This is a genomic window from Flavobacterium sp. (genome assembly GCF_036405015.1).
Lineage (GTDB): Bacteria > Bacteroidota > Bacteroidia > Flavobacteriales > Flavobacteriaceae > Flavobacterium.
Window position 1 is genome coordinate 12,540 of sequence record NZ_DASWYK010000012.1, and the last position, 25,541, is coordinate 38,080.

Below are 25,541 nucleotides of genomic sequence, written 5' to 3' on the forward strand. Positions count from 1 at the left end.
CTTCGCCTGTTCGCTATCGCTCGGGTCGTGGCTAAAAAAACAAACAAAAAAAGAAGAGCCTGTTTGAAGGAACAGGCTCTTAACTAACACAAAAAAAAACAAAAAACAAGGTATTTAAAGAACGAATTTTAAATGCGGTATGTAAATGCAATTGTCGCAATACGATTGTCTAGATCATATCTTTTGTCGATACTCGTTTGCGCAACTACAGACTTAATGTAAAAATTGTTGGTATTGAAAACATCAGTAAAATTCAATTTGATGCTTCCTTTTTTAGCCAAAACCTGTTTTGAAATTCCGATGCTGAAATCAAAAAAAGCATCTCTCTGATAAACTCCAAGATTTGATTTTGATTGATACTGAGCATTTCCTTCCGCTTTCCAAGTTTCGCTTATCGTAAATGAATTCTGAACACTTACGTTCAAAGTCATTATTGGATCGATGGTGTTACTGTTTAATGTATTTCCCATGAATTTATTTTCAAAAACATTGAATAAAGTATTCACAGACCACCATTTGTAAAATTCTGTTGTATTCGTAATGTTGATTCCGTAATTGTATGAGTTGTCAACATTTATTTGAGTGGTAACCGTTGTATTCGTGTCGGGATTGTAATTGTACACTTCCGTGAAAACATCTTTGGTGCTGTTAAAATAAACAGAAGCCATAAAATTGCTTTTCCATGCATAACCAATTTCCATTGCGTGAGTAATCTCCGGAATCAAGTTTGGATTTCCCTGTGAATAATTGAACGAGTCATCATAAAAACGAAACGGATTCAAATCAAACTGACTCGGTCTGTTGATTCTTTTACTGTATGAAGCGTGAGCAGAATGATTGCTTGTAAACTCGTATTTCAAAGAAAGACTCGGAAACCATTTCAAATAATCATCTTTATGCTGTTCATTTAACGTTTTCTGATCAATGTTAATCGCAGTATATTCTGTTCTTAAACCAGCTTGAATGTTCAATTTTTCCAACTGATATTTATAATTCGCGTAAGCGGCATAAATCTGCTCATTGTATTCGAAATGATTCGTCGAATTAAAATCGATTAACCATTGATTGTTGTCGTAATATTCGTAAACAGAAGGATTGTCATTGTTTTTAATGCTTCCTTTAAAACCCCATTCTATAGATTGCTTTTCTTTTAAAGGATTTACAAAATCAACTTTTCCTGTAAAAACTCTTAATTGAGACGGAATATAACCACGACGATCATTTACAGTTGTTGCGCTAATTGTATTATTAGCACTTTGAAATTGATTCGATCTGAACTTAGAAGTTTCATATTCAAAATCGAAAGTCATGTTTTTTCCTTCGGTATTAAATTTATGAACTCCCGAAAAAGCGTAGGTATAATCAAACCATTTTTCTTTACTGTCGTTATAAGTCAAAGCATCAAAAATAGGTTGATTGGCAGTGTTGAATACCGTATTGGTTCCGTCAGCCATGTTTTGATAACGTCCGATTTTGGCATCGACATAAACTTCTAAATTGGTTTTTGGTGAAACTTCATACTGTGTTCCAATCTTGAAATTATTAGAAGTTAAAGGTTCATCTGTAATCGAAGTCTGGTGATTCTTGCTCGCAATTTCCTGACGTGTAAGATCTGTAAACTGAGTTTGATTGAACTCTTTACGTTCTTCTTCTCCACGGAATGTATAGCTGTAATTTCCAAAAACACCCCATTTGTCTTTATTGTAGTTTAAATTGAAACCAGAATTGGTTCTGTTTTTTCGGCCTCTTCCATAGCTGGCAAAAGCAGTTCCTTTTAAACCTGATGCATTTGGTTTCTTTAAAATGATATTAATAATTCCAGCTTTTCCAGCTGCATCATATTTTGCTGAAGGATTGGTAATAACCTCTATTTGTTTAATGTTTGATGAAGTAGTTGCTTTTAAATAATTAGCTAATTCTTTTTGTGAAAGTTGCGTCAATTTACCGTTTATCATTACCGCAACACCTTGTTGTCCGCGAATTGATAAATCGCCATCTTGAGATACAACAACGCCTGGCGCACGTGATAAAACATCAAGTGCCGTACCACCTTCAGACACGATACTGTTTTCTACATTAAAAACAAGACGATCTGATTTTTGTGTATATAAAACTTTCTTTTTTGTAATCACAATTTCATCTAGTGCGTTTATAGCCGTTTCGACAATGCTGTCTGTTTTTTCTTTTTCCTGCGAAAATCCATATACCGAAAAAGCAAGCATAATGGATGTTATAATATTTTTCATGTTGTTTATAATTTGGCAAATTCTAAATTGTATTTAGAATGTAATCTGGTTATTTTTTGAATTAGAATTTATTGTAGAACAATTTTTTCTAATTGATCTGAAAACCTTTTTTGAAGATTTATTGCTTGATTTAAAACAACAGAAATAGTTTTTTTTAAGGTTTGGAGTGTAAGTAACATACCGTGGCATTTAAAATTTGATTTGCCAAATATAACACTATTTATAACAAGTCTAAATAAAAATAGAAAATATTTTTATTCAAAACCCTTTAATTTGTTGATTTTTAGTAAAAAGAAGAAGAAAGAAAAATAGAAAAGCGGTTTGTTTTATTTAAAAACAAACCGCTTTTCTAAGTGAAAACAGTAACTAAAACTGAGTACCTATTTCGTGATTTCTCTAAAAACAGCCTCTAGGTTTTTATTTTTCTGATTCAATTGTAAAGTTTTAAGACCATTTTCATTTGCAAAATCAAAAATTGCAGGGCGCATGTCTTTATCGGTGATGAAAGTTAGTTCCCATGTCATGTCATGTGTATTAATGTACGAAGAAATATTTTCTAGCTTCGCTAAAAGTTGTTCTTCTACTTTGTAATCAAACTCAACTTCAATAACTTGCTCTTTATCGGCGCTAACCAAATGGTCTAATTTATTGTCTGCAACAATTTGTCCCTTGTCAATAATTATGACACGATCGCAGATAGCTTCGACTTCCTGCATGATGTGTGTAGATAAAAAAACAGTTTTATTTTTTCCTGCATTTTTAATCACATTGCGAATTTCCATTAACTGGTTAGGATCCAGTCCGGTAGTTGGTTCATCCAAAATTAAAACTTCTGGATCATGAAGCAAAGCATTTGCCAATCCAACACGCTGGCGGTATCCTTTAGAAAGCTGTCCAATCTTTTTATGGCTTTCTGGTGTCAGTCCTGTCAGTTGAATTACTTCTTCAATTCGTGATTTTGGCACGTTATAAACGTCAGCATTAAAAGCCAAATACTCACGAACATACAAATCCAAATATAATGGATTGTGCTCTGGTAAGTACCCAATCGAACGTTGTACCTCTTTTGTCTTTGTCATGACATCGTGACCATTTACAAGGGCTGAGCCACTATCGGCAAGTAAATAAGTAGTCAAAATTTTCATTAAGGTAGATTTACCGGCTCCGTTAGGACCAAGAAATCCTACAATTTCTCCTTTCTCAATTTTAAAAGAAATTTCATTTAATGCTTTTTGCTCTCCGTAACTTTTTGATATGCTGTTTACTTCTATCGACATGGACTTTTTATTTGTTACAAAAGTAACGAGAAATAGTTTCGATTACTACATTTTGCCTTCTAAAGTATTTCTAAAAAAAATTAACAACCCTTTGATTCACGGCATCGTTATTGTTAAAGGAATGCTAAAATTAAAAATAAACCCAAATCATGAAAAAAATTTTAGTGATGGCTGCTTTGGCTATCTGCAGTTTTGCAAACGCACAAAAAGGAACAATCTTAGTTGGTGGTAACATCGGATACACTTCTGAAAAATCAGAATTCAGATTTAGTGAGGCAAAAGCAAGTACTTTTACTTTCTCTCCTAAAGTAGGTTACCAATTTCACGAAAACTGGACAGTTGGAGGAGAACTTTCATTAAGCTCAACTGATGTTGATAATGCAGATGAAAAATACAAAAACAATAAATTTAGAACAGGAGGTTTTGTACGTTACACTAAGTCATTAAGTCAAACTTTTTCTGTTTTTGCAGATATGGGAGCAGGTTTCCAAACGGTAAAAAACAAAGAGTATATCAATGCTAATAACTATGTAAGATATAAAGGAGATGGTGCTTATGTAGATGTAACTCCAGCGCTTTTTATCAACATGAAAAAAGGTTTTGGTCTTAACTTCAGTATTGGTGGTTTAGGATATGAAACATTAAATTACGATGATAATGGAGAGGATTACAGTAAGTTCTACTTCAATTTCGGTAAAACATTTAATATTGGGATTTCTAAAAACTTCTAATCTTAAGTTTTATAAATTCAATTTCAGAAAGCACTCCCAATTGGAGTGCTTTTTTTATGTGTATGTAAATTTAACCGCATCAAAATTTGTAATAAAAGTCGTATTTGTTAAGAGCGCATTTTGGCTTCATTAATTAATTGTAAATATAGGTTTGTACTTACTTTTTTGTTTTCTGATGGCATCGTTGTTGGTAAATAACTATAAAATTTAAACACTAATCAATTATGAAAAAAATGCTACTTATTCTTGCATTGTCAGTATTTGGCTTTGCAAATGCCCAAAAGGGGACAGTTTTAGTTGGTGGAAATGTTGGTTACACTTCTCAAACTGTTGATTACGGTGTAGTCAAATTTAAAACAGATGCTTTTGAATTTTCTCCAAGAGTGGGTTACCAGTTTCATGACAACTGGACTGTTGGAGGTGAATTTACATTGTCTTCTTCAAAACAGCAAGATGAGAACAGTAATGGAGAAGCAAAATTAAATGCTAATAAATTTGGTGCATTTGTGCGTTATACAATGCCATTAAATGAGACTTTTTCAGTATTTGCTGACTTAGGAGCTGGTTTTCAAAATCAGAAAACAACAACTGATGATGGGACAGATAGTTCTACAATCAAGGCAGATGGATTTTATGCAGGAATTACTCCAGCGCTTTTCATTAACATGAAAAAAGGATTTGGTCTGAACTTCAGTATTGGAGGTTTAGGATATGAATCACTAAGTTTTGATAACGATGGTCCAGATGTGAAAAGTTTTGGCTTCAATTTTGGTAAAACAGTTAATATTGGAATTTCTAAGAATTTCTAATTTTAGATTTTGTAAATAATAAAAAGCGTTCCAATTGGAGCGCTTTTTTGTTTTCTAAAGGTTTTATGAAAACTAAAAGTTCTTGTTTAGCCCCGGTAGGAGTGATATCTTTTTGTGGCAGGGTTTGCCACAAAAGATATAACGGATAACGGGACAGAACGTATTTTGAAAACGAAATTTTCTGCTTCAAAAAAAATAATACCGATCGTGGCTAACAAATCATTTTATCTTTTAAAGCAAATTAGCTTTGGTCTGTTTTTATTGAATATTATCCTAAAATAAAAACGTATTTTTGAGGTCTAGATTCTCAATCTAAAATCTAAAATCAGCAATCTAAAATAATAAAATGAACTGGGAACAACTTTTATCCTTAAGGCGTCAGGGAGATACAAGCAAAAGATTACGTGTAGAACAAGATGATACTCGTTTGGGATTTGAAGTCGATTATGACCGAATTATATTTTCTTCTGCTTTTAGAAGTTTACAAGATAAAACACAAGTTATTCCGCTTTCTAAAACGGATTTCGTACATACAAGATTAACACACAGTTTGGAAGTTTCTGTTGTTGGGCGTTCGCTTGGGCGTTTGGTTGGAAAAAAAATCATTGAAAAGTATCCTTATCTAAAAGAAATTCACGGTTATCATATGAATGACTTCGGTGCTATTGTTGCTGCTGCTTCATTGGCACACGACATCGGAAATCCGCCTTTTGGGCATTCTGGTGAAAAAGCAATCGGAGAATATTTTTCGATTGGAAAAGGACAGAAATATAGAAATCAGTTAACAGATAAACAATGGCAAGATTTAATTGATTTTGAAGGAAATGCCAATGGTTTTTCAGTTCTTACGGCAAGTCGTCCTGGAATTGAAGGCGGACTTCGTATTTCGTACGCTACTTTAGGCGCTTTTATGAAATATCCAAAAGAAAGTTTGCCTAAAAAACCAACAAATGATATTTCGGACAAAAAATATGGTTTCTTTCAAACAGATAAATTATTTTTTGAAGAAGTAGCAAAAGATATGGGAATGATATCTAAATCTGGAGATGATATTGGTTTTGAAAGACATCCGTTGGCATATTTAGTCGAAGCAGCAGATGATATTTGCTATACCATAATCGATTTTGAAGACGGTATCAATCTAGGTTTAGTGTCTGAAGATTATGCTTTAGAATATCTTATCAAATTGGTAAAAGATAATATTGGTGTTGCCAAATACAAAACATTAGAAACAAAAGAGGACCGAATTAGTTATTTGCGTGCACTTGCTATTGGTTCTTTAATAAATGATGCTGTAGAAGTTTTTGTTGAAAATGAAGAAGCAATTCTGGCTGGAAAATTTCCTTATGCTTTAACAGATAAAAGCAAATATAAAGCTCAGATGAACGACATCATCAAATTGAGTGTTGAGAAAATCTACCAAAGTCGTGAAGTTATTGAGAAAGAAATTGTTGGTTACCAAATCATTCAAACTTTATTAGATAAATTTATTACTGCATTCAACAATAAATACGAAGGAACGGCTTCAAACTACGATAAACTGATTTTGAAAATGTTGCCAGAAAAGCATCATTTAGATAAAGGTAATTTGTATGAACGTTTATTGCATATCTGCCATTATGTTTCCTTACTAACAGACGGAAATGCATTGGAATTGTACGAAACAATTCAAGGACAGAAAAAGCGTTAAAATATTCACTTGAAAATATAAAAAAAGCTTCTTTAGTAATTAAAGAAGCTTTTTTTTATGGCTGTAAATTTTGTTTTCTTATTTGAAAGCGTAAACAAGACCAACTCCAAGAACTTGTCGTAACTGCATTCTTGGTCCGTCGTTTACTTGCGTTTTGTTTCCAGTTGTTGGATCGACAACGTCTTTTTTGGTTTTAATATCATCATCATAAATTAAATGAACTCCGATATTGGCTTTTACATAAGCATTAACCACAAGGTCTAAACGAGTATCATAATCAATATCGACATTTCCGAATTTATTTAGATAATCGGTATACAAGCTTAATCTGTTCTCATAAAAAACGTTTTTGTAGATTTCGTTTTTCATATAAGCTGTAAAAAGAATACCAAATTCGGCTTTTACCTTTTGACCTTCTTCAATTAATATTTGTTGTGTAGGATCTAGCGGATCTGGTGCATAAACCGCTTTCTTAACCCCGAAAGAACCTTGGTTTGCTAGATATTGATCTAATACTAAAGTAGTTTTTAACGTAATAGGAGAGAAGTAAAAAACTCTGTTTTTCTTCTTATTTGCATTCTCGGCTCCAGCTCCCAGAAAGATATACGCTGGTGCGAAAGGTTTAGAGATTGCGACCTCTCTATTTGGGTAATTGTAACCGTTTGTAAACTGTGTATTGAAGTTTAATTTTGAAGAATAATACCAGTTTGATGCAGTATCTTTTCTAAACCCGTAAGTCGAGTTAAACTGAAGAGCGTCGTCTGTTTTTCTTAATTCAGTTCCGTCTTGTTTGTTTAAACCGTATTTTACAATAAGTTCGTTAACCCATTTATGATTTTTCTTTGTATAAGTTCTACCAAATTCCCCTTTAAATAAACCTGAAATAGAACTTGTTCCCCCGGCACTCCAGTTGACAAAAGCAATTTCTGAAATGTCAAAACCTAATTGGTTCTTTTGTGCCCAGTTCGAGGGCGGTTTAGGCACTTGATTCGGACTTAAAGTGGTTTGTATAATTTGGGCGAAGATTGTCGAATTACTTAGTAGTAAAAATAGTAAAAGGGTTGAACGTAATAATTTCATTTGGTAATTGTTTTGGTGTCGCAAAATACTTATTTTGAACCGTTAGAAAAAAGATTTACTAGACTTTTAACGTCAATATTACATAATTGTTGCAGTTGTGCTACAGTTCCATGCTCTATAAATTCATCTGGAATACCTAAAATTTCAATATTATTTTTGAAATTATTTGATGCTGCAAATTCTAAAACGGCACTTCCAAAACCGCCTTTTTTAACTCCGTCTTCAATTGTAATAATGTTTTCGAAGTTAGAAAATATAGTTTTTAATGTATTGATGTCTAGTGGTTTAATAAAGCTAAAGTTATAATGTGCAATGGTTTCAGAATGAGTTGATTCTTTCAGAGCTTCTATAACATTATTTCCAATTGTTCCGGCCGACAGAACAGCAATTTTCGTACCATCTTTTAAGCATTTTGCCTGACCAATTTGTATTTTTTCATAATGTCCGAAATTTTCTACTTCCCAATTGGGTAAAACGCCACGTCCTCTCGGATATCGAATTGCAATTGGATGAGGTAATCCTAATTGAGCAGTGTAAAGAATATTTTGGAGTTCAATTTCATTAAGAGGTGCATAAATCATCATATTTGGAATAGAGCGCAGATAGGCAATATCAAAAACGCCGTGATGTGTTGCGCCGTCTTCGCCAACCAAACCAGCTCTGTCCAAACAAAATATTACGGGTAAATCCTGTAGAGCAACGTCATGAATAACCTGATCGTAAGCACGCTGTAAAAAAGTAGAGTAAATATTGCAATACACTATCATACCCTGCGTTGCCATTCCAGCGGCAAGTGTTACGGCATGCTGTTCGGCAATTCCAACATCAAAAGCACGTTCAGGCAGTTCATCCATCATAAATTTTAATGAGCTTCCAGATGGCATTGCTGGCGTGATTCCGATTATTTTTTCATTTTTTCGGGCTAAATCTAAAATCGTTAAACCAAAAACGTCCTGATATTTGGGTGGAAGATTTTCCTCCGATTTTAATTGAAGTTCTCCCGTTAATGCATCAAATTTTCCAGGAGCATGATATTTCACCTGATTTTCTTCTGCCTGTTGCAATCCTTTTCCTTTTGTTGTTACAATATGAAGAAATTTAGGACCTTTTATCTTTTTTAATCGATTTAATTCGGCAATTAAAGTTGGAAAATCATGTCCGTCAATCGGACCTGAATAATCAAAATTCAATGATTTGATCATGTTATTTTTCCTCGGATTTTTACCTTCTTTTACAGCAGTAAGATATTTTTTCAATGCACCTACACTCGGATCGATTCCAATGGCGTTATCATTCAAAATCACCAATAAATTAGCATCGGTAACTCCTGCATGATTTAAACCTTCAAAAGCCATTCCGCTTGCAATAGAAGCATCTCCGATTACGGCAATATGTTCTTTTTCAGAATCTCCTTTAATTTTAGAAGCAATTGCCATTCCTAAAGCAGCAGAAATAGAAGTCGAAGAATGTCCAACACCAAAAGTATCGTAAATGCTTTCGCTTCTTTTTGGAAAACCAGAAATTCCGTCTATTTGTCTGTTGGTATGGAAAATTTCTCGCCTCTCGGTCAGGATTTTATGTCCGTAAGCTTGATGTCCAACATCCCAAACCAATAAATCTTCGGGAGTATTAAAAACATAATGTAAGGCAATAGTAAGTTCTATAACACCTAAACTCGCTCCTAAATGACCTTCTTTTACAGAAACGACATCAATAATAAACTGACGTAATTCTTGAGCAACCTGAGTAAGCTGTTCTTCTTTTAAAAGACGTAAATCGGCCGGATTGTATATGTTAGAAAGTAAATCGCTTTTCATTATCAAGGTAAAAAGCAAATTTACGGTTTTAAATTTATTTTTTATGGAGATTAAAATGCTATTGGTAATGAATACTGCATTTTGGCCTTTTTTCCATCCATTAAACCTGCCTGCCATTTAGGACATACTTTTAAAACTCTAATGATTTCCTGTTCTAAACTCTTGTCAATTGCAGGTTCAGATTGTAGGTAAGACATTGAACCGTCTTTTTCTACTGCAAATGAAATTTTTATTTTAGAATTTTTGAGATATTGATCTTCCGGAGTTTTAAATTCTTTCGCAAAAAAAGTATAGAACTGATCAATTCCTCCTGGAAATTCGGCATTAACATAACTGGCAACTTCTCCATTGATATAGATAGGTTCTTTGCTAACATTCTTTTTTGTGCTGTTTATTTTCTCAGATTTAACGCATACAGACTTATCCTTTCCTTTAGGATTGATAAACTTAACCTGATCAATTTTGGGCGGAGGTGGCGGAGGTACAGCATTATGAATGGTGTCATTTTCGTCAATTGCTGGTTCGCCAACCATAATAGGCTCGCTCGGTTTAGTGTCTGTAACAACTTCTATTTTTTCTATTTTCTTCTTTTTGCCTTCTTTATCTGCACAGCTAAATAGGGTTGTTCCCATGGCAATAAACAAAGCCAGCAAAAACATTTTATGATAATTGGTTTGTGAATACAAAATCTGAGTTGGAATTCGAATTGTAACAGAATCTAATTGCGATTTTCTAAACCTTCCGCAAACTTTTTGATTATTATTTTGAATGAAAAACTGCTGAATTTCTTCAGGAAGCATAGAAGTAAAATCAATAACCGTTTTGGAACAGCTCATGCAGAAACGCCCATTTTTATTTGGTGTCATCTCATCCCAATTTTCGTGACAAGGTTCTGGTATGGTTATTTTATGTTTTTTTTCCATTTGTCAAGTGATATTGGGAAACTGTATTTTTCTCTTGTTTTTTTACCATTTTGTTCGCCAGGTATCCATTTAGGAGACAGTTTTAAAACGCGTTTTATTTCTGATTCTAATTGGTAATCAATGTTTTTTGGAAATTCAATTGATGTTAACGATCCGTCTTTTTCTATAATGAACGAAACAATAATTCGATCCGTTGTATTTTTAAATGCTTCTGGAATTTTAAATTCTCTGTTGAAAAACTCATGGAAAGCATTAATTCCATTTGGATAATCTGCGCTTGTTATAATTGCACCTCCCATGTAAACTACAGAATCATCTTCTACTAAACAATCTTGAGCAGCTTTTTTTTCTGATAAAGACTGATTTTCTTTATTCACCACTTTATCATTCTTTTTGACACGATTAATGGAAGCTATTGTTGAAAATTTTCTATTCTTTCTTTCAGTATTCAAACTGTCTTTTTGCAAAACAATATTCATTCTAATAGTATCAGGGATTGCTTTTCCGTTAAATATTCTGGGCATCCATTTTACTTTTGAATTTTTTAAAACCCGAATCATTTCTTCTCCAACGTCATGACCAATATTGTCAAAAACTTTAAATTGTTCCAAAGTTCCCAATTTATTTACCACAAAAGAAACCTCAATTTCTCCCGTAATTCGTCTGGCTTTTTTAGGAATTTGAAATTCATTTTTAATGTAGGTATTAAATCTTTCAAACCCGCCAGGATATTCAGGAGATGATATTTCAAAGTTTTCAATAGCAGGTAAACCAGTAACAGTTCCAGAATAATCATCATGGTAATACCCAACAGCTTCTGCAGTACCGCCATTTATAGTCTCTACGCTGATAGATGATGGAAGAGTGGAAGGTGGTTTTTGCGATAAACTTTTGTCGTTATTAGGTTTGGTAAGATCTTTTGGCCCACTATCTTCGACAACTTCTATTTTGTCAATTGTTATCTTATTTCCTTCATTATCAGCACAGCTAAATAACGTAGTTCCCATAGTGATAAATAATGCCAACAAAAATATTTTATGATAATGGGTTTGTGTATATAAAACACGATTAGGAATTTGGATAGTAATACTTTCTAATTGCGATTTTCTAAATCTACCACAAATCTTTTCATTTTTATTTTGAATGAAAAAATGTTGGATTTCTTCAGGAAGCATAGAAGTAAAATCAATAACCGTTTTAGAACAGCTCATGCAGAAACGCCCATTTTCATTTGGTGTCATCTGATCCCAGTTTTCATGGCAAGGTTCTGCTATGGTTATTTTATGTTTTTTTTCCATGTTCGAATTTCAAAATTTAAATGTAATAAAAATAATAATGTGTAAAGTTTTACTTTTGCAATTATGGAAAATCCTTTCACCGACGAATATTTTATGAAAAAAGCCCTGCAGGAAGCACAAGAAGCCTACTTAAAAGGCGAAATTCCTGTTGGAGCTGTAATTGTTGTGGCTGACAAAGTAATTGCAAGAAGTCATAACCTTACAGAACTACTAAATGATGTTACGGCACATGCCGAAATGCAGTCTATAACAGCAGCAGCTAATTTCCTTGGCGGGAAATATCTAAAAGATTGTACGCTGTATGTTACTTTAGAACCTTGCCAAATGTGTGCAGGTGCTTTGTATTGGAGTCAGATTTCTAAAATCGTTTTTGGTGCACGTGACGAACAACGCGGATTTCTAAACATGGGAACAAAACTGCATCCTAAAACAACTGTTGTTTCTGGTGTAATGGCAAATGAAGCAGCCGATTTAATGAAACGTTTTTTTCTGGAAAGACGTAAATAAAAATAGCATGACAGACTTCTCAACAATAAAAAAGCTATTTCACATTAGTGAATCAAATGGTTTTGCAAAAGATGAAATTCAGGAAGTTAAAAATATTTTCGGACAGCTTCCAGAAGTTTTTGTTGATTATTATACTGAATTGGGTAAAATTCAGAATTTAAATCAAACGCAAGATTCTTTAAATACTCCAAACGATTTTAAACATTTTCAGCATGAAGATTATTTGATTTTTTATGCAGAAAATCAACGAGTTTGTGTTTGGGGAATTCATAAAGACGATTTGTCAAAACCGAATCCGCCTGTGTATATGAGTTATGATGAAAAGACTTGGAATCTGGAAACGGAAACTTTAAAAGACTTTTTTACTGCAATGGCATATTTACAAGCTGGATTTGCATTAGATTTTACTTGTGATACATTTTATGAAATCGAGCCCAATGAATTGGATTTCATCGCTCAAAATTTTTCGAACAAAGGAGTTTCTTTTAGGCAATGGGTTGAGGGAGTCCAATTTTATGGGAACCAAGATGATGACGTTATTGTGGTGATGAGCAATAATCAGGTTTTTTATGCTTCAAATACTGAAAGCCACTTTCTTGAAATGGATAAAGTTTTGTCTAAACTAGGAACAGAACTTTAAAATACTTTTTTTACGAATATTTTGGCTTAAAACAGATAACCCATGTAAGCGCATAAGAATATCATAAAGCAATTAAAACAAACAATATTGTAAAAAGTATTCTCCGAAAACCCCTTTTTTGAAAGCAATATTCTAATACTTATTCCTAGCGAAACAAGGAGGATAAGACAAGTATAAAATTGAATTCCATTAATGCTTAGGCTACTAGAAAGTAAAGAGGTGTAATCTTTTGTTTTAGACTTTACATTTGTTACAGATTTGAAAAATAAAGAATTTTCAATTGTAATATTATTTTCATCGATAAATTCTTTTGCCGTAGAAAAAGTAAATCCTTTTTGCGTAAAATAATGATAAGAAACCTTTTGTCTGGATTTTCCCGATGTCTGAACAGCGTAATGAGTAATTACATCATTAGTTTTTGAAGTAGGTAAAACGTAATAATCTGCAAAAGCAATCAAAACAAAAAAGGATATTACACCCAGCAAATAAATAATTACATTTTTGTTTTTTATAATAAATTCATTTTCAGTAGAATATGTTTTTGAATTACGTGTCATGAAATCAAATTTTAAAAGTGAGAAATATATTATATTTTTCTGATCCAATAACATAAAACTTCAACAAAAGTTAAATAATCATTGCTAAAGAATTTTCTTCTTAAAAGATTACAAAAATATTTTACTTTTATCATAATTTAATTTGTGTTTTGCTGTTATGGCTTAAAGAAGACACCTATTAAATCTTAAAAAATGTTAACCAATTAACTCCAGATAAAAGTGAAAGCAAAAGGACTATTTCTCGTATTTTTTGTGTTTTTTATTTTTCAATCCTGCGGACGCAAATCAGCTGCAGATTTTAATTCCGATTTTTCTTTATTTAAAGATTACATTACCAGTTTTACAGGCGGTATCGTTTCTGCAGATTCTGATATTCGTGTGGTTTTGGCATTCGATAAAAACGACTGGAAACCCAATCAGGAATTAGATGATGATTTGTTCGATATTTCGCCAAGTGTTCACGGAAAAGTAATAGCGCTTTCTACCAATACTTTAGCTTTTATTCCAGAGAAAAAACTAAAAGCAGGAACAGAATATCAAGTGACTTTAAACTTAGATAAACTGACTGCGATTCCGAAAGAGAAAGAAAAGGAACTTTCAAAATTCAACTTTACAGTTAAGACTGTTAAGCAGGATTTTACCATCAATACAGCCGATATTCAGTCGTACAGCAAAGAATATCAGTATTTAAACTGCACTTTAAAAACAGCCGATAATATTGATTTGGAAACTGCGATTAAATTGGTAAAAGCCAAACATAATGGGAATGATCTTAAAATTAAGTTTGATAAAAATCCAGCTTCGGGTAAAGAATTTCATTTTATAATTGACAGTATCCAGCGTCAATCAGAAGCTTCAAATTTGGAGATTGTTTATGATGGAAATGATTTTGATATTGATCAAAAAGGACAAATCGATTTCCCAATTACAAGTATCAACGAATTTAAAGTCATAAAAGTTGAAGTTCCAGACGGAAACAATCAGCAGGTTTTAATTAATTTCTCTGAGCCTTTAGAAAAAGGGCAAGATTTTGCTGGATTGGTTTCTATTCAGAACACTAATAACCTTAAGTTTTCAACACAAGGGAATTTACTTAAAGTATATTTTACAAACCAAAATGCACCTAAAAAAGAAGAACCAATAGCAGTAGCAGTAGAAGAACCTGTTGCGGTTGCTGTAGATTCGGCTGCCGTTATGGTTGATTCAGCTGCAGTAGCAGTAGACTCAGCGGCTGCTGTTGTAGAAGAAGCCGTAGAATATGTACCAGATGAAGAACCGGAACAAGTCGTTACTGGTGAATTATTATTAGAAATTTTTCAAGGAATCGAAAGTCAGTATGGTAAAAAACTGGAAAATAATTACAGCGAGAAAATCTCTTTTGACCAGATAAAACCAGGTCTCCGTTTTATTAAAAATGGAACCATTCTGCCAAGTTCAAATAATTTAAAATTGAATTTTGAGGCTGTAAATCTGAGTGCTGTAGATGTAAAAGTGTATAAAATTTACAAGAATAACATTCTGCAGTTCCTTCAATACAATGAATTAAACGGAGGGCAAAACCTCAAAAAAGTCGCGCAGCCAATTGCCAAAACGACTTTAAATTTAAGAGAAAGTACGCTCGTAAATCTCTCAAAATGGAATACCTATGCTTTAGATTTATCTAAAATTATCAAACCAGAACCAGGAGCAATTTACAGAGTGGAGTTTGTTTACAAAAAGAAATATTCACTTTACAAATGCGAAACTTCAGAAGGAAATGATGATGAAGTTGAGGAAGAAGAGATTGATGAAAACGACGTAAACTACAGCGGTAATTCTTATGATGATTACTATTATTACGACGATTACGACTGGAGAGAAAGTCAGGATCCTTGTACAGGTTCCTATTATTACAATGCCAGAATTGCGACTAATATTTTAGCTTCAGATTTAGGAGTTATTGCCAAAAGAGGAGAAAATAAATCGTACTTATTTGCTGTAAATAATATCGTTACAACAGAACCAGTTTCGAATGCAAGAGTAGATTTGTACAATTTTCAACAGCAAAAAATAGGTTCTGAAGCGACAAGCAGTGAAGGTATTGCGTCTTTCCAATTAGACAAATTCGCTTATTTCGCTATTGTTACTTTAGGAGATCAATCGACTTACGTGAAGCTGGATGACGGACTTTCATTATCTGTAAGTAATTTTGATGTTTCGGGTGAGACTTTACAAAAAGGTTTAAAAGGATTTATTTACGGAGAAAGAGGCGTTTGGCGTCCGGGAGATAATTTGTATCTGTCATTTATTTTGAATGATGCTGCGAATAAACTACCAAAATCACATCCAATTAAATTTAGATTAAACGATCCGAATGGAAAAACTGTTTATCAAACGGTTCAAAAAACGAATGATCTCAATCATTATGCTTTTACAGTGCCAACAAACCAAGATGCACCAACAGGAAACTGGGAAGCAATGGTAAGTGTTGGAGGAGCAAAATTCTATAAGAGTATTAAAATTGAAACGATCAAACCAAATCGTTTGAAAATCAAAAATACATTTAGCAGAAAAACACTTTCGGCATCATATCCAAATACAGATAATCTAGAAGTGACGTGGCTTCACGGTGCGATTGCGAAGAATTTGAATGTAGAAATGCAGGCAAAATTCTCTCAACAAACCACAACTTTCAAAGGATACGAAAAATATACTTTTGATGATTTAGCACGTCAATTCAGTACAGAAGAAATCAACGTTTTCTCAGGAAAATTAAACGAAAGTGGAAAAGCTTCCGTAAACATTCAGCCACGATTACAAGGTCAGGCACCAGGAATGCTTCGAGCTTCATTCATTACAAAAGTGTATGAAGAAGGAGGAGATTTCAGTACAGATGTGATGTCAACGACTTACTCCCCATACAAGACGTACGTTGGACTAAAAACACCAGAACTGAATAAATACAGCATGCTTGAAACGAGAACAAATAATCGTTTTGATGTCGTAACAGTTGATGAAAACGGAAGACCAAAATCGGTTAGAAATCTCGAAGTACGAGTTTATAAAGTAGATTGGAGATGGTGGTGGGATTCTTCAAGCGATAATTTATCAAACTATAATTCATCGAACGCAACGACTTCATACAAAACTTTTGTAATCAATACCGATTCGAGCGGAAAAGGAAGTTTCCAATTTGCTTTGACAGATGAAGAATGGGGACGTTATTTAATTCGTGTTGCCGATCAGGAAGACGGTCACGCGACTTCGTTAACCGTAAATATCGACTGGCCAATCTGGTCTGGAAAAACGCGAAATAGAGACGCTTCAACAGCTAATATGTTGGTATTTTCTACTGATAAGAAAAACTATGCTGTTGGAGAAAAAGCACAGATTTCTTTCCCTTCAAGTGAAGGCGGTCGCGCTTTGATTTCTGTAGAAAACGGATCAAGAGTGGTACAAACTATTTGGGCGGAAACCAAGAAAGGAGAAACGAAAGTTGAAATTCCGATTACAGGAGAAATGGCACCAAACGTGTATTTCAACATTACATTATTACAGCCTCACGCTTCAACCAAAAACGATTCACCAATTCGTATGTATGGAATCGTGCCGATTGAAGTGGTAGATAAAAACACCATTTTGGCACCAACTCTTAATATGCCAGATGTTTTAAGACCAGAACAAGCATTTACAGTAAAAGTGGCCGAAAAATCAGGTAAAGAAATGACTTATACCATCGCAGTTGTCGATGAAGGACTTCTGGATTTAACTCGTTTTAAAACGCCAAATGCTTGGGATAGTTTCTATGTTCGTGAAGCTTTAGGTGTAAAAACTTGGGATATTTATGATGATGTAATTGGCGCTTATGGCGGAAAAATAAATCAGATTTTCAGTATTGGTGGGGATCAGGATTTAGGCGGAGGAAAAGCTAAAAAAGCGAACCGTTTTAAACCAGTCGTATTATATTACGGACCATTTAAATTAGGAAAAGGAGAAACAAAATCACATCAATTAAAATTGCCAAAATACATCGGTTCGGTTCGAACAATGGTTGTAGCGGGAGATGCCAATACAAGTGCTTACGGAAGTGTTGAAAAAGCAACTCAGGTTAAGAGTCCGTTGATGGTTCTGGCTTCGTTGCCAAGAAAAATTTCACCATCAGAAAAAGTAACGCTTCCAGTAACGGTTTTTGCAACTGAAAACAAAATCAAAAATGTTTCGATTCAGGTAAAAACAAGCAACGGATTGAAAGTAATGGGAAGTGCCGTTCAAAGATTAAATTTTGCACAACCAGATGAAAAAATGGCGTATTTTAATTTGGTTGTTGGTTCTGCTACCGGAATTGCAAAAGTTCAAGTAATTGCAACATCTGGAAGCGAAAAATCGGTTTATGATGTTGAAATTGATATGACGAATCCGAATCCGGTTACGAGTACTTTTACGGATGTTGTTTTAACGCCAAATAGTTCAAAAACAATTTCTTGGAAAACATTCGGAATTGCAGGAAGCAACAAAGCAAGATTGGAAGTTTCATCAATGCCATCAATGAATTTGAATGGAAGATTACAATTTTTAATTCAGTATCCGCATGGATGTGTTGAACAAACTACGTCATCAGTTTTCCCTCAATTGTATTTAGGTGATGTAGCCGATATTGATGCAAAACGCAAAGATTTGATTCAGAAAAATATTGCTGCTGGAATTGCAAGATTGGGTAATTTCCAATTATCAAACGGTGGTCTGCCATACTGGCAAGGAAATGCAATTGCAGACGATTGGGGAACTTCTTATGCTGGACATTTCTTGATTGAAGCAGAGAAAAAAGGATATGTATTGCCAATTAACTTCAAATCAAAATGGCTGTCGTATCAGCAGAAAGAAGCGAAACAATGGCGTTTTGAACCGAAATACGGAAATGATCTGGCTCAAGCGTATCGTTTATACACTTTGGCTTTAGCAGGAAATGCCGATTTATCAGCAATGAACAGATTGAGAGAAACAAAAGGTATTTCGAATGAAAGTATGCTTCGTTTAGCTGCAGCTTATGTTTTAGCAGGTCAAAAGTCAGCAGGACAAAGTTTGTTCTTAAAAACCAGTATCGACGGAAGTTCAGATGGTTACAGTTATTACTATTATGGTTCAAGCGAAAGAAATAGAGCAATGGCTCTGGAAACCATGCTTCTTTTAGACCAAAAGCAAAAAGCATTTGTAACGGCAACAAAATTGGCTAAAGAAATGTCGGCTAACCAATGGATGAGTACGCAGACAACAGCTTATTGCTTGTATGCAATGTCGAAATTTGCGGTGAGCAATGGTCCAAAAGGAATTAATATTCAATTCAGTAAAAACGGAAAAGGAGAAACCATAAATACAGGAAAATCAGTTGCAGATCGCAGTTTGTCTGTTGCTTCTGGCACAAATAGTATCACGCTGAAAAACAATAAAGCAAATACGGTTTATGTTCGTGTATTGAACACCGGAATTCTGCCAATCGGACAAGAAAATGCAGTCCAAAGTGATGTTACGGCTTCTATTGTTTTCAAAAACAGAAAAGGAAGCGTAATCAATGTTTCAAGAATTAATCAAGGAACTGAATTTGTTGCAGAAGTAACGATTAAAAACCAAAGAGGAGAAAGCATTCAAAATGTGGCATTGTCGCAAATTCTGCCTTCAGGATTCGAAATTGTAAATACTCGTTTCACCGATTATGGAGATGCAGTAAACAACATCGCAGATTATATTGATATCCGTGATGACAGAACGAATTTCTATTTCGGAATGAAAGCGAGAGAAACTAAAGTTTTCCGTATTCTATTGAATGCATCATATTTAGGAAATTATTACCTGCCAGGATTGCAATGTGAAGCGATGTACGATAATACATTCTTAGCAAGAACAAAAGGATTCTGGGTTGAGGTTGTGAAATAAAGTTGTTAGCCACGACTCGAGCGACAGCGAACAGGCGAAGCAATTCACGAATTAATTTTAATAATTTAAATTCGTGAATTCGTGGCGAAAAAACTTAGCGAACTTTGCGTAAGTCTTAGCGCCTTTGCGGTTAAAAAAATAAGCATTGAAAAATCAATTAAAAGCGTTCTTTCAACGCATTATAAACTGGATAAAAAAGAATAAGATAAAATCAGCACTTGCATTTCTGCTCTTGCTGATTTACTATTTTTCGATACCCCGAACTTTATTTAAAGAACCCTATTCAACCGTCATAGAAAGCAAAGAAGGAGAACTTCTCGGAGCTAAAATTGCTCGTGACGGACAATGGCGTTTTCCAGCGCAAGATAGCGTTCCGGATAAATTCAAAAAATGCATTGTTTATTTTGAAGATGAATACTTCTATAAACATCCAGGTTTTAATCCTGGTGCAATGATTAACGCTTTCAAGCAAAATAGAAAAGCAGGAAAAGTAGTCAGAGGAGGAAGCACATTGACGCAACAAGTTATTCGGTTATCCCGAAAAGGAAAAAACAGAACCTACTTCGAAAAAATATTAGAAATTATTCTTGCGACAAGATTGGAATTAGGTTATTCTAAAAATGAAATCCTCGAAATGTACGCAGCGCACGCTCCGTTTGGAGGAAACGTTGTTGGATTGGAAATGGCTTCATGGCGTTATTTTGGAGTTCAGTCGAATCAATTGTCGTGGGCGGAAAGTGCAGTTTTGGCTGTTTTGCCGAATGCACCCAGTTTAATTTATCCGGGAAAAAATCAAATTAAATTATTAAAAAAAAGAAACCGACTTTTATTAAAACTCCATCAAGAAGGTATAATCGACAAGCAGACGTATGAACTTTCAATAGAAGAGCCATTGCCTCAAAAACCGTATGATTTGCCCCAAATAGCACCGCATTTGCTTCAAAGAGTGGCTAAAAATGAAGAAGGAACAAGAGTAAAAACCACAATTGATTATGCATTACAAAACAGAGTCAATCAAATTGCGCGATATTATTACAATCAATACAAACAAAATGAAGTTCATAATCTGGCGATTTTGGTAATTGATGTTCAAAACAGAAATGTAATGAGTTATGTTGGAAATTCTCCAGCCGATGCAGATCACCAAAAAGATGTCGATATTATTGATGCGCCAAGAAGTACGGGAAGTATCTTAAAACCACTTTTGTACGGAGCCATGTTAGATGATGGCGAATTACTGCCCAATACTTTGATTGCGGATATTCCAACGCAGATTTCAGGTTATACACCGCAAAATTTCAATCTGACTTTTGATGGAGCTGTTCCAGCGCATCGTGCATTATCACGTTCGTTAAATATTCCAGCAGTTTTAATGTTGCAGGATTTCAGTGTAAACAAATTTTACGAAGAACTACAGAAATTCAAATTAAGAAATATTAATAAAACGCCCGATCATTATGGATTATCGCTGATTTTAGGGGGTGCAGAAAGTAATTTGTGGGATTTGTGCCGAACATATGCGAATCTTTCCTCTACAGTCAATTATTATACTAAAAATAAAGGGCAATACCGAACGAACGAATTTACAGAACTCAATTATAAAAACGATTTTAAGCCCGATTTTGGATCAGAAACGAACCAGAAGAATATTTTGGGTGCAGGTTCAATTTGGCTGACTTACAATGCAATGGAAGAAGTCAACAGACCAGAAGGAGACGAAGCTTGGAAGTTTTACGACAGTTCGCTTAAAATTGCTTGGAAAACAGGAACAAGTTTCGGAAATAGAGATGCGTGGGCCATTGGAACAAACTCCAGATATGTAGTGGGAGTTTGGGTTGGAAATGCAACAGGCGAGGGAAGACCAACGCTAACCGGAGTTACCAGCGCTGCGCCAATTTTATTTGATGTTTTTAATTTATTGCCAAGACAAAGGTGGTTTGATACACCATATAATGATTTGGCAGAGGTTGAGGTTTGTCGATTAAGCGGTTATTTGGCAAAAGATAATTGCCCGAAAATCAAACAATGGGTTCCTAAAAAAGGAAAATCGACTAAAGTTTGTCCGTATCATAAAACTGTTCATTTAGATAAAACAGAACAATTTCAGGTTAATAGCAGTTGTGAAAGTATAGATAATATTGTGACTAAAAATTGGTTTGTACTGCCACCAGTTATGGGGTGGTATTACAAAAGCCAGCATATAGAATATTTGCCTTTGCCTCCATTTAAAGAAGGATGCGAAGGAACGCAAACCACTACAATGGATTTTATTTATCCGAAAGCAAACAGTAAAATCTATTTAACTAAGGATTTTAATAGTAACGTACAGCCTGTAATTTTAAAAGTGGCGTATTCTGAAAGAGATAAAGAATTGTTTTGGTATGTTGATGATGTTTATAAAGCCACAACCAAAACGTTTCATGAATTGCCCATCACGCCAACTACAGGAACGCATTTTATTACAGTTGTTGATGCTTCTGGAAATGAAATCAGAAGAAAAATTGAAATAGTTAGAGAATAGTTTTTCCGCAACGAATTCACGAATTATTGCAAAAAAAAATCGTGAATTCGTGGCGGAAAAACTAAAAAAAGACACAAAAAAACCGCCAATCTTTCGAGAGGCGGTTTTTGTTTTTTATTCTGAAATAACATTTCCTTTGTTGTCGTAGAAATGGTATTCTAAGTACGTGTAAGCGTCACGAGGTATGATTTTCACCCACTTCTTATGTTCAAAAAACCATTTTGAACGTAATGATGGAAAACCTTTACTGAGGTATGCAGCCACAAACGGATGTGTGTTAAGCACAACTTTATTGTGGGTTTTTAAAAGTCTTTCTAAATCAGAGGTGATCTTGTCAATTATTAATATTGGTGCTTCAATTTCACCATTTACTTTATTTGGATCTTCTTCTCTAGTTTTTATATTTACTTCTGGTCTTACTCGCTGTCTTGTAATTTGGACCAAACCAAATTTACTCGGCGGTAATATTTTATGCTTTGCTTTATCGTCGCTCATTTCTTCTCGCAAGAAGTCGAACAAAACTTTCCTGTTTTCTGGATTAGACATATCGATAAAATCAACTACGATAATTCCACCCATATCTCGCAAGCGTAGTTGTCTTGCGATTTCTGCAGCGGCAATCATATTTACTTCCATGGCTGTATCTTCCTGGTTGGTTGCTTTGTTAGAACGGTTTCCGCTGTTTACGTCTATAACGTGAAGAGCTTCAGTGTGTTCTATGATAAGATAAGCACCTTTACTCATGGAAACAGTTCGGCCAAAAGAAGTTTTGATTTGTCTCTCTATATTGTATTTCTCGAAAATCGGAGTGTCATTTGATTGATAAAACTTAACAATCGATTGTTTTGAAGGCGCAATTTCTTGCAGATAATCCTTCGTTTGATGGTACAACTCTTCATCATCTATTTGAATACCGCTGAAGGTATCATTAAATACATCTCTTAATATTGAAGAAGCTCTGTTAAGCTCTCCTAATACTTTTGACGGATGATGAGCAGTTGGTAATTTTTTACACATTGCAGTCCATCTGCTAAGCAGGTTCTGCAAATCTTTTTCTAATTCGGCTGTATTTTTGCCTTCGGCTACTGTACGAACAATAACACCAAATCCTTTAGGTTTGATCGATAGAACAAGTTTTTTTAAACGGTCTTTTTCTTTCTTGTCTTCTATTTTTTGTGAAATAGAAACGCGGTCAGAAAACGGAACCAGAACGATAAATCTTCCTGCCAATGAAAGCTCAGCGCTTATCCTTGGGCCTTTGGTCGATATAGGTTCTTTTACAACTTGGACTAAGACAGATTGATTGGCACTTAAAATATCAGTAATGATGCCATCTTTGTCAATCTCTTTTTCAAACTGAAAGGTTTTTAGGGAGAAATCTTTTATTTTACCTGCGCTTACAAGTTTTATGAATTTCAGTTGGGAAGCTAAGTTTGGACCTAAATCATGATAATGTAAAAAAGCATCTTTTTCGAAGCCTACATTTACAAAAGCAGCATTAAGTCCAGCAACTGGTTTTCGTATTTTGGCAATAAAAATATCACCAACCTGAAAGTTGCTTGTCTCTTGTTCTTTGTGTAATTCAATTAGTTTTCCATCTTTTAATAAGGCAAAATCTACGGCTTCAGAACTAGATCTAATGATTAATTCTTTATTCACACTGTAAATTTTTATCTGTTTTTTCAGAAAATAGAATTAAGAGAAAAGAAAATAGACTTGTAAAAATCTAAAATCTGGAATCTAAAATCTAAAATCTTATCTACAGATGGATTAAACAATATTTTTAACAGGTATTTACCCGGAGGAGTTAGTTGCCAGTTTTCAGTGGCAGTAAGCAGTTTTATGCTGCAAACTTTAAACTGTGACTGAGACTATCAAACTCCAATTTCAATGAACTTTTAAAAAGAAAAAAGTAGTTTAAAACTACTTTTTCTTTTTGTGACGGTTAGCTCTCGCTCTTTTCTTACGTTTGTGAGTAGCTACCTTATGTCTCTTTCTTTTTTTACCACTTGGCATATCGTGTCTGATTTATGTTAATTAATATTATTTTGCTTCGTTGTTTGTTTTAACTCCTTCTACAAAAACTTTTGCAGGTTTAAACGCAGGAATGTTGTGTGCTGGAATTTTAATTGTAGTGTTTTTAGAAATGTTTCTTCCAGTTTTTTCAGCTCTAGTTTTAACGATAAAACTACCAAAACCTCTTAGGTAAACATTGTCTCCAGTCTCTAAAGAAGTTTTAACTTCTTCCATAAAAGTTTCTACTGTTGCTTGAACGTCTCCTTTTTCAAGACCTAGTTTCTCTGAAATCTTCGCTACGATATCTGCTTTCGTCATTTTCTTTCCTATTTTATTTTATAAATGGTGTACTATTTTTTTGAGTTTGCAAATATAGGAATTAAAAAAATAATTAATCAAGCTAATTCGTTAAATTTTAATTACATAAACATTTACTTTTGTATTCTAAGTATTTTCGAATGGATTTTTCTAACATATTGATAAAATGGTATTTACAAAACAAGCGTGATTTGCCATGGCGAAAAACGGTCGATCCGTACCAAATTTGGCTCTCAGAAATTATGCTTCAGCAGACAAGAGTTGCGCAAGGAATGCCGTATTTTTTTGCATTTACCAAGGAATTTCCTACTGTAAAAGATTTGGCAGATGCCTCAGAAGAGAAAGTTTTGAAACTTTGGCAGGGTTTGGGGTATTATTCGAGAGCTCGAAATCTTCATAAAACAGCTCAGTACATTGCATACGACTTAAATGGGGTTTTTCCGGATTCTTATAAAGAATTATTAAAACTTAAAGGAGTTGGAGAATATACAGCCGCTGCAATTGCCTCTTTCTCTTATAATGAATCGGTGCCTGTTGTTGATGGAAATGTCTTTCGGGTATTGTCTAGATATTTTGATGTAGAGTCTGATATTGCTCTTCCTGCAACTAAAAAAGAATTTACAGCTTTGGCTCAAGAATTAATGCCTAAAGATAATCCTGCAGTTTTTAATCAGGCTATAATGGAGTTTGGTGCGTTGCAATGTGTGCCTAAAAGTCCAGATTGTACGAATTGCGTATTTAATGACAGTTGTGCGGCATTACAAAAAGGAAAAGTCAATCAGCTTCCTGTTAAGTCCAAAAAAATAAAAATATCCAATCGTTTCTTTAATTATTTGATATTGGAAGATGTTAATGGTAATACTTTAATTCAAAAAAGAACGGCAAAAGGAATCTGGCATAATTTATATGAGTTTCCGCTTTTAGAAACACTATCGATTGCAGATTTTGAAACCGTTTCAAAAATAGCCAAAGAAGAAATGTTTAATCAATATACTATTATAGGTATAGAAGATTATAATGAATCTACGATTGTGCACAAGCTTTCGCATCAACACCTTCATATACAGTTTTGGAAAATTAGAGTGAAAGAAAAAATTGAAAATGGAGTAGATGCAGAAGAATTAAAAACATTTCCTTTTCCTATTGTAATTTACAATTTTATAGAAAAGCAAGAAATAAATTGCTAAAAAAATGTATCTTTGGT

General features: G+C 34.0%; 17 protein-coding genes. 8 read left to right on the plus strand and 9 right to left on the minus strand.

All coding sequences use genetic code 11. The features are described from left to right. Positions 1-128 precede the first annotated feature (128 nt). On the minus strand, positions 129-2,246 hold the full coding sequence (locus tag VGE71_RS00980) for an outer membrane beta-barrel family protein (RefSeq protein WP_331136634.1): 2,118 nt from the start codon (positions 2,244-2,246) through the stop codon (positions 129-131). Between the two features lie 380 nt (positions 2,247-2,626). Further along, on the minus strand, positions 2,627-3,523 hold the full coding sequence (gene gldA / locus VGE71_RS00985) for a gliding motility-associated ABC transporter ATP-binding subunit GldA (RefSeq protein ID WP_331136635.1): 897 nt from the start codon (positions 3,521-3,523) through the stop codon (positions 2,627-2,629). Between the two features lie 149 nt (positions 3,524-3,672). Here gldA and VGE71_RS00990 point away from each other — a divergent pair, with 149 nt between their 5' ends. From VGE71_RS00990 to VGE71_RS01000, 3 genes are all read left to right on the plus strand, one after another. Continuing rightward, on the plus strand, positions 3,673-4,254 hold the full coding sequence (locus VGE71_RS00990; protein WP_144215587.1) for an outer membrane beta-barrel protein: 582 nt from the start codon (positions 3,673-3,675) through the stop codon (positions 4,252-4,254). A gap of 224 nt (positions 4,255-4,478) precedes the next feature. After that, positions 4,479-5,063 (plus strand): outer membrane beta-barrel protein, encoded by a 585-nt coding sequence (locus VGE71_RS00995; RefSeq protein ID WP_331136636.1) that lies wholly within the window; start codon positions 4,479-4,481, stop codon positions 5,061-5,063. 346 nt (positions 5,064-5,409) lie between these two features. Continuing rightward, positions 5,410-6,753 (plus strand): deoxyguanosinetriphosphate triphosphohydrolase, encoded by a 1,344-nt coding sequence (locus tag VGE71_RS01000; protein ID WP_331136637.1) that lies wholly within the window; start codon positions 5,410-5,412, stop codon positions 6,751-6,753. Between the two features lie 78 nt (positions 6,754-6,831). On the opposite strand, the gene VGE71_RS01005 is transcribed toward VGE71_RS01000, so the two are convergent. The 4 genes from VGE71_RS01005 to VGE71_RS01020 are packed head-to-tail and all read right to left on the minus strand — an operon-like array spanning position 6,832 to position 11,871. Continuing rightward, positions 6,832-7,833, minus strand: coding sequence for a DUF3078 domain-containing protein (locus VGE71_RS01005; RefSeq protein WP_144215584.1), 1,002 nt, complete (start codon positions 7,831-7,833; stop codon positions 6,832-6,834). Positions 7,834-7,862: 29 nt separating this feature from the next. Continuing rightward, on the minus strand, positions 7,863-9,650 hold the full coding sequence (locus tag VGE71_RS01010; RefSeq protein WP_331136659.1) for a 1-deoxy-D-xylulose-5-phosphate synthase: 1,788 nt from the start codon (positions 9,648-9,650) through the stop codon (positions 7,863-7,865). A gap of 50 nt (positions 9,651-9,700) precedes the next feature. Beyond that, the gene (locus VGE71_RS01015; protein ID WP_331136638.1) at positions 9,701-10,573 is read right to left on the minus strand and encodes a hypothetical protein; all 873 of its coding nucleotides are present in this window, start codon (positions 10,571-10,573) and stop codon (positions 9,701-9,703) included. After that, positions 10,552-11,871, minus strand: coding sequence for a hypothetical protein (locus tag VGE71_RS01020; protein WP_331136639.1), 1,320 nt, complete (start codon positions 11,869-11,871; stop codon positions 10,552-10,554). The genes VGE71_RS01015 and VGE71_RS01020 overlap by 22 nt, the downstream gene beginning before the upstream one ends. A gap of 63 nt (positions 11,872-11,934) precedes the next feature. Here VGE71_RS01020 and VGE71_RS01025 point away from each other — a divergent pair, with 63 nt between their 5' ends. Next, positions 11,935-12,378 (plus strand): nucleoside deaminase, encoded by a 444-nt coding sequence (locus tag VGE71_RS01025; RefSeq protein WP_331136640.1) that lies wholly within the window; start codon positions 11,935-11,937, stop codon positions 12,376-12,378. Between the two features lie 7 nt (positions 12,379-12,385). Further along, the gene (locus tag VGE71_RS01030) at positions 12,386-13,018 is read left to right on the plus strand and encodes a hypothetical protein (protein WP_144215580.1); all 633 of its coding nucleotides are present in this window, start codon (positions 12,386-12,388) and stop codon (positions 13,016-13,018) included. 26 nt (positions 13,019-13,044) lie between these two features. Here the strand turns inward: VGE71_RS01030 and VGE71_RS01035 are convergent, their stop codons facing one another. After that, entirely contained in the window at positions 13,045-13,575 is a 531-nt protein-coding gene (locus VGE71_RS01035; protein WP_331136641.1) for a hypothetical protein, read from the minus strand. 219 nt (positions 13,576-13,794) lie between these two features. Between VGE71_RS01035 and VGE71_RS01040 the strand changes: the two genes are divergently transcribed. Beyond that, positions 13,795-19,482, plus strand: a complete 5,688-nt coding sequence (locus VGE71_RS01040) for an alpha-2-macroglobulin family protein (RefSeq protein WP_331136642.1) — start codon at positions 13,795-13,797, stop codon at positions 19,480-19,482. Positions 19,483-19,627: 145 nt separating this feature from the next. Then, positions 19,628-22,003, plus strand: coding sequence for a penicillin-binding protein 1C (gene pbpC, locus VGE71_RS01045; protein WP_331136643.1), 2,376 nt, complete (start codon positions 19,628-19,630; stop codon positions 22,001-22,003). 114 nt (positions 22,004-22,117) lie between these two features. Here pbpC and VGE71_RS01050 read toward each other — a convergent pair whose 3' ends face one another. After that, a complete protein-coding gene (locus tag VGE71_RS01050) occupies positions 22,118-23,662 on the minus strand; it encodes a ribonuclease E/G (RefSeq protein ID WP_331136644.1) in 1,545 nt (514 codons plus the stop codon). 384 nt (positions 23,663-24,046) lie between these two features. Then, on the minus strand, positions 24,047-24,337 hold the full coding sequence (locus VGE71_RS01055) for an HU family DNA-binding protein (RefSeq protein WP_007805026.1): 291 nt from the start codon (positions 24,335-24,337) through the stop codon (positions 24,047-24,049). 140 nt (positions 24,338-24,477) lie between these two features. Between VGE71_RS01055 and mutY the strand changes: the two genes are divergently transcribed. After that, complete coding sequence (gene mutY / locus VGE71_RS01060) at positions 24,478-25,524, plus strand: A/G-specific adenine glycosylase (protein WP_331136645.1); 1,047 nt, start codon at positions 24,478-24,480, stop codon at positions 25,522-25,524. Positions 25,525-25,541: the final 17 nt, after the last annotated feature.

What these genes read in the sequence shown, in the direction of transcription:
- VGE71_RS01005 (WP_144215584.1), bottom strand. Translation starts at nt 7,833, where the DNA reads ATGAAATTATTACGTTCAACCCTTTTACTATTTTTACTACTAAGTAAT.
- VGE71_RS01010 (WP_331136659.1), bottom strand. Translation starts at nt 9,650, where the DNA reads ATGAAAAGCGATTTACTTTCTAACATATACAATCCGGCCGATTTACGT.
- VGE71_RS01055 (WP_007805026.1), bottom strand. Translation starts at nt 24,337, where the DNA reads ATGACGAAAGCAGATATCGTAGCGAAGATTTCAGAGAAACTAGGTCTT.
- VGE71_RS00990 (WP_144215587.1), top strand. Translation starts at nt 3,673, where the DNA reads ATGAAAAAAATTTTAGTGATGGCTGCTTTGGCTATCTGCAGTTTTGCA.
- VGE71_RS01000 (WP_331136637.1), top strand. Translation starts at nt 5,410, where the DNA reads ATGAACTGGGAACAACTTTTATCCTTAAGGCGTCAGGGAGATACAAGC.
- VGE71_RS01030 (WP_144215580.1), top strand. Translation starts at nt 12,386, where the DNA reads ATGACAGACTTCTCAACAATAAAAAAGCTATTTCACATTAGTGAATCA.
- VGE71_RS00995 (WP_331136636.1), top strand. Translation starts at nt 4,479, where the DNA reads ATGAAAAAAATGCTACTTATTCTTGCATTGTCAGTATTTGGCTTTGCA.
- mutY (WP_331136645.1), top strand. Translation starts at nt 24,478, where the DNA reads ATGGATTTTTCTAACATATTGATAAAATGGTATTTACAAAACAAGCGT.
- VGE71_RS01020 (WP_331136639.1), bottom strand. Translation starts at nt 11,871, where the DNA reads ATGGAAAAAAAACATAAAATAACCATAGCAGAACCTTGCCATGAAAAC.
- gldA (WP_331136635.1), bottom strand. Translation starts at nt 3,523, where the DNA reads ATGTCGATAGAAGTAAACAGCATATCAAAAAGTTACGGAGAGCAAAAA.
- VGE71_RS00980 (WP_331136634.1), bottom strand. Translation starts at nt 2,246, where the DNA reads ATGAAAAATATTATAACATCCATTATGCTTGCTTTTTCGGTATATGGA.
- VGE71_RS01025 (WP_331136640.1), top strand. Translation starts at nt 11,935, where the DNA reads ATGGAAAATCCTTTCACCGACGAATATTTTATGAAAAAAGCCCTGCAG.
- VGE71_RS01035 (WP_331136641.1), bottom strand. Translation starts at nt 13,575, where the DNA reads ATGACACGTAATTCAAAAACATATTCTACTGAAAATGAATTTATTATA.
- VGE71_RS01015 (WP_331136638.1), bottom strand. Translation starts at nt 10,573, where the DNA reads ATGGAAAAAAAACATAAAATAACCATACCAGAACCTTGTCACGAAAAT.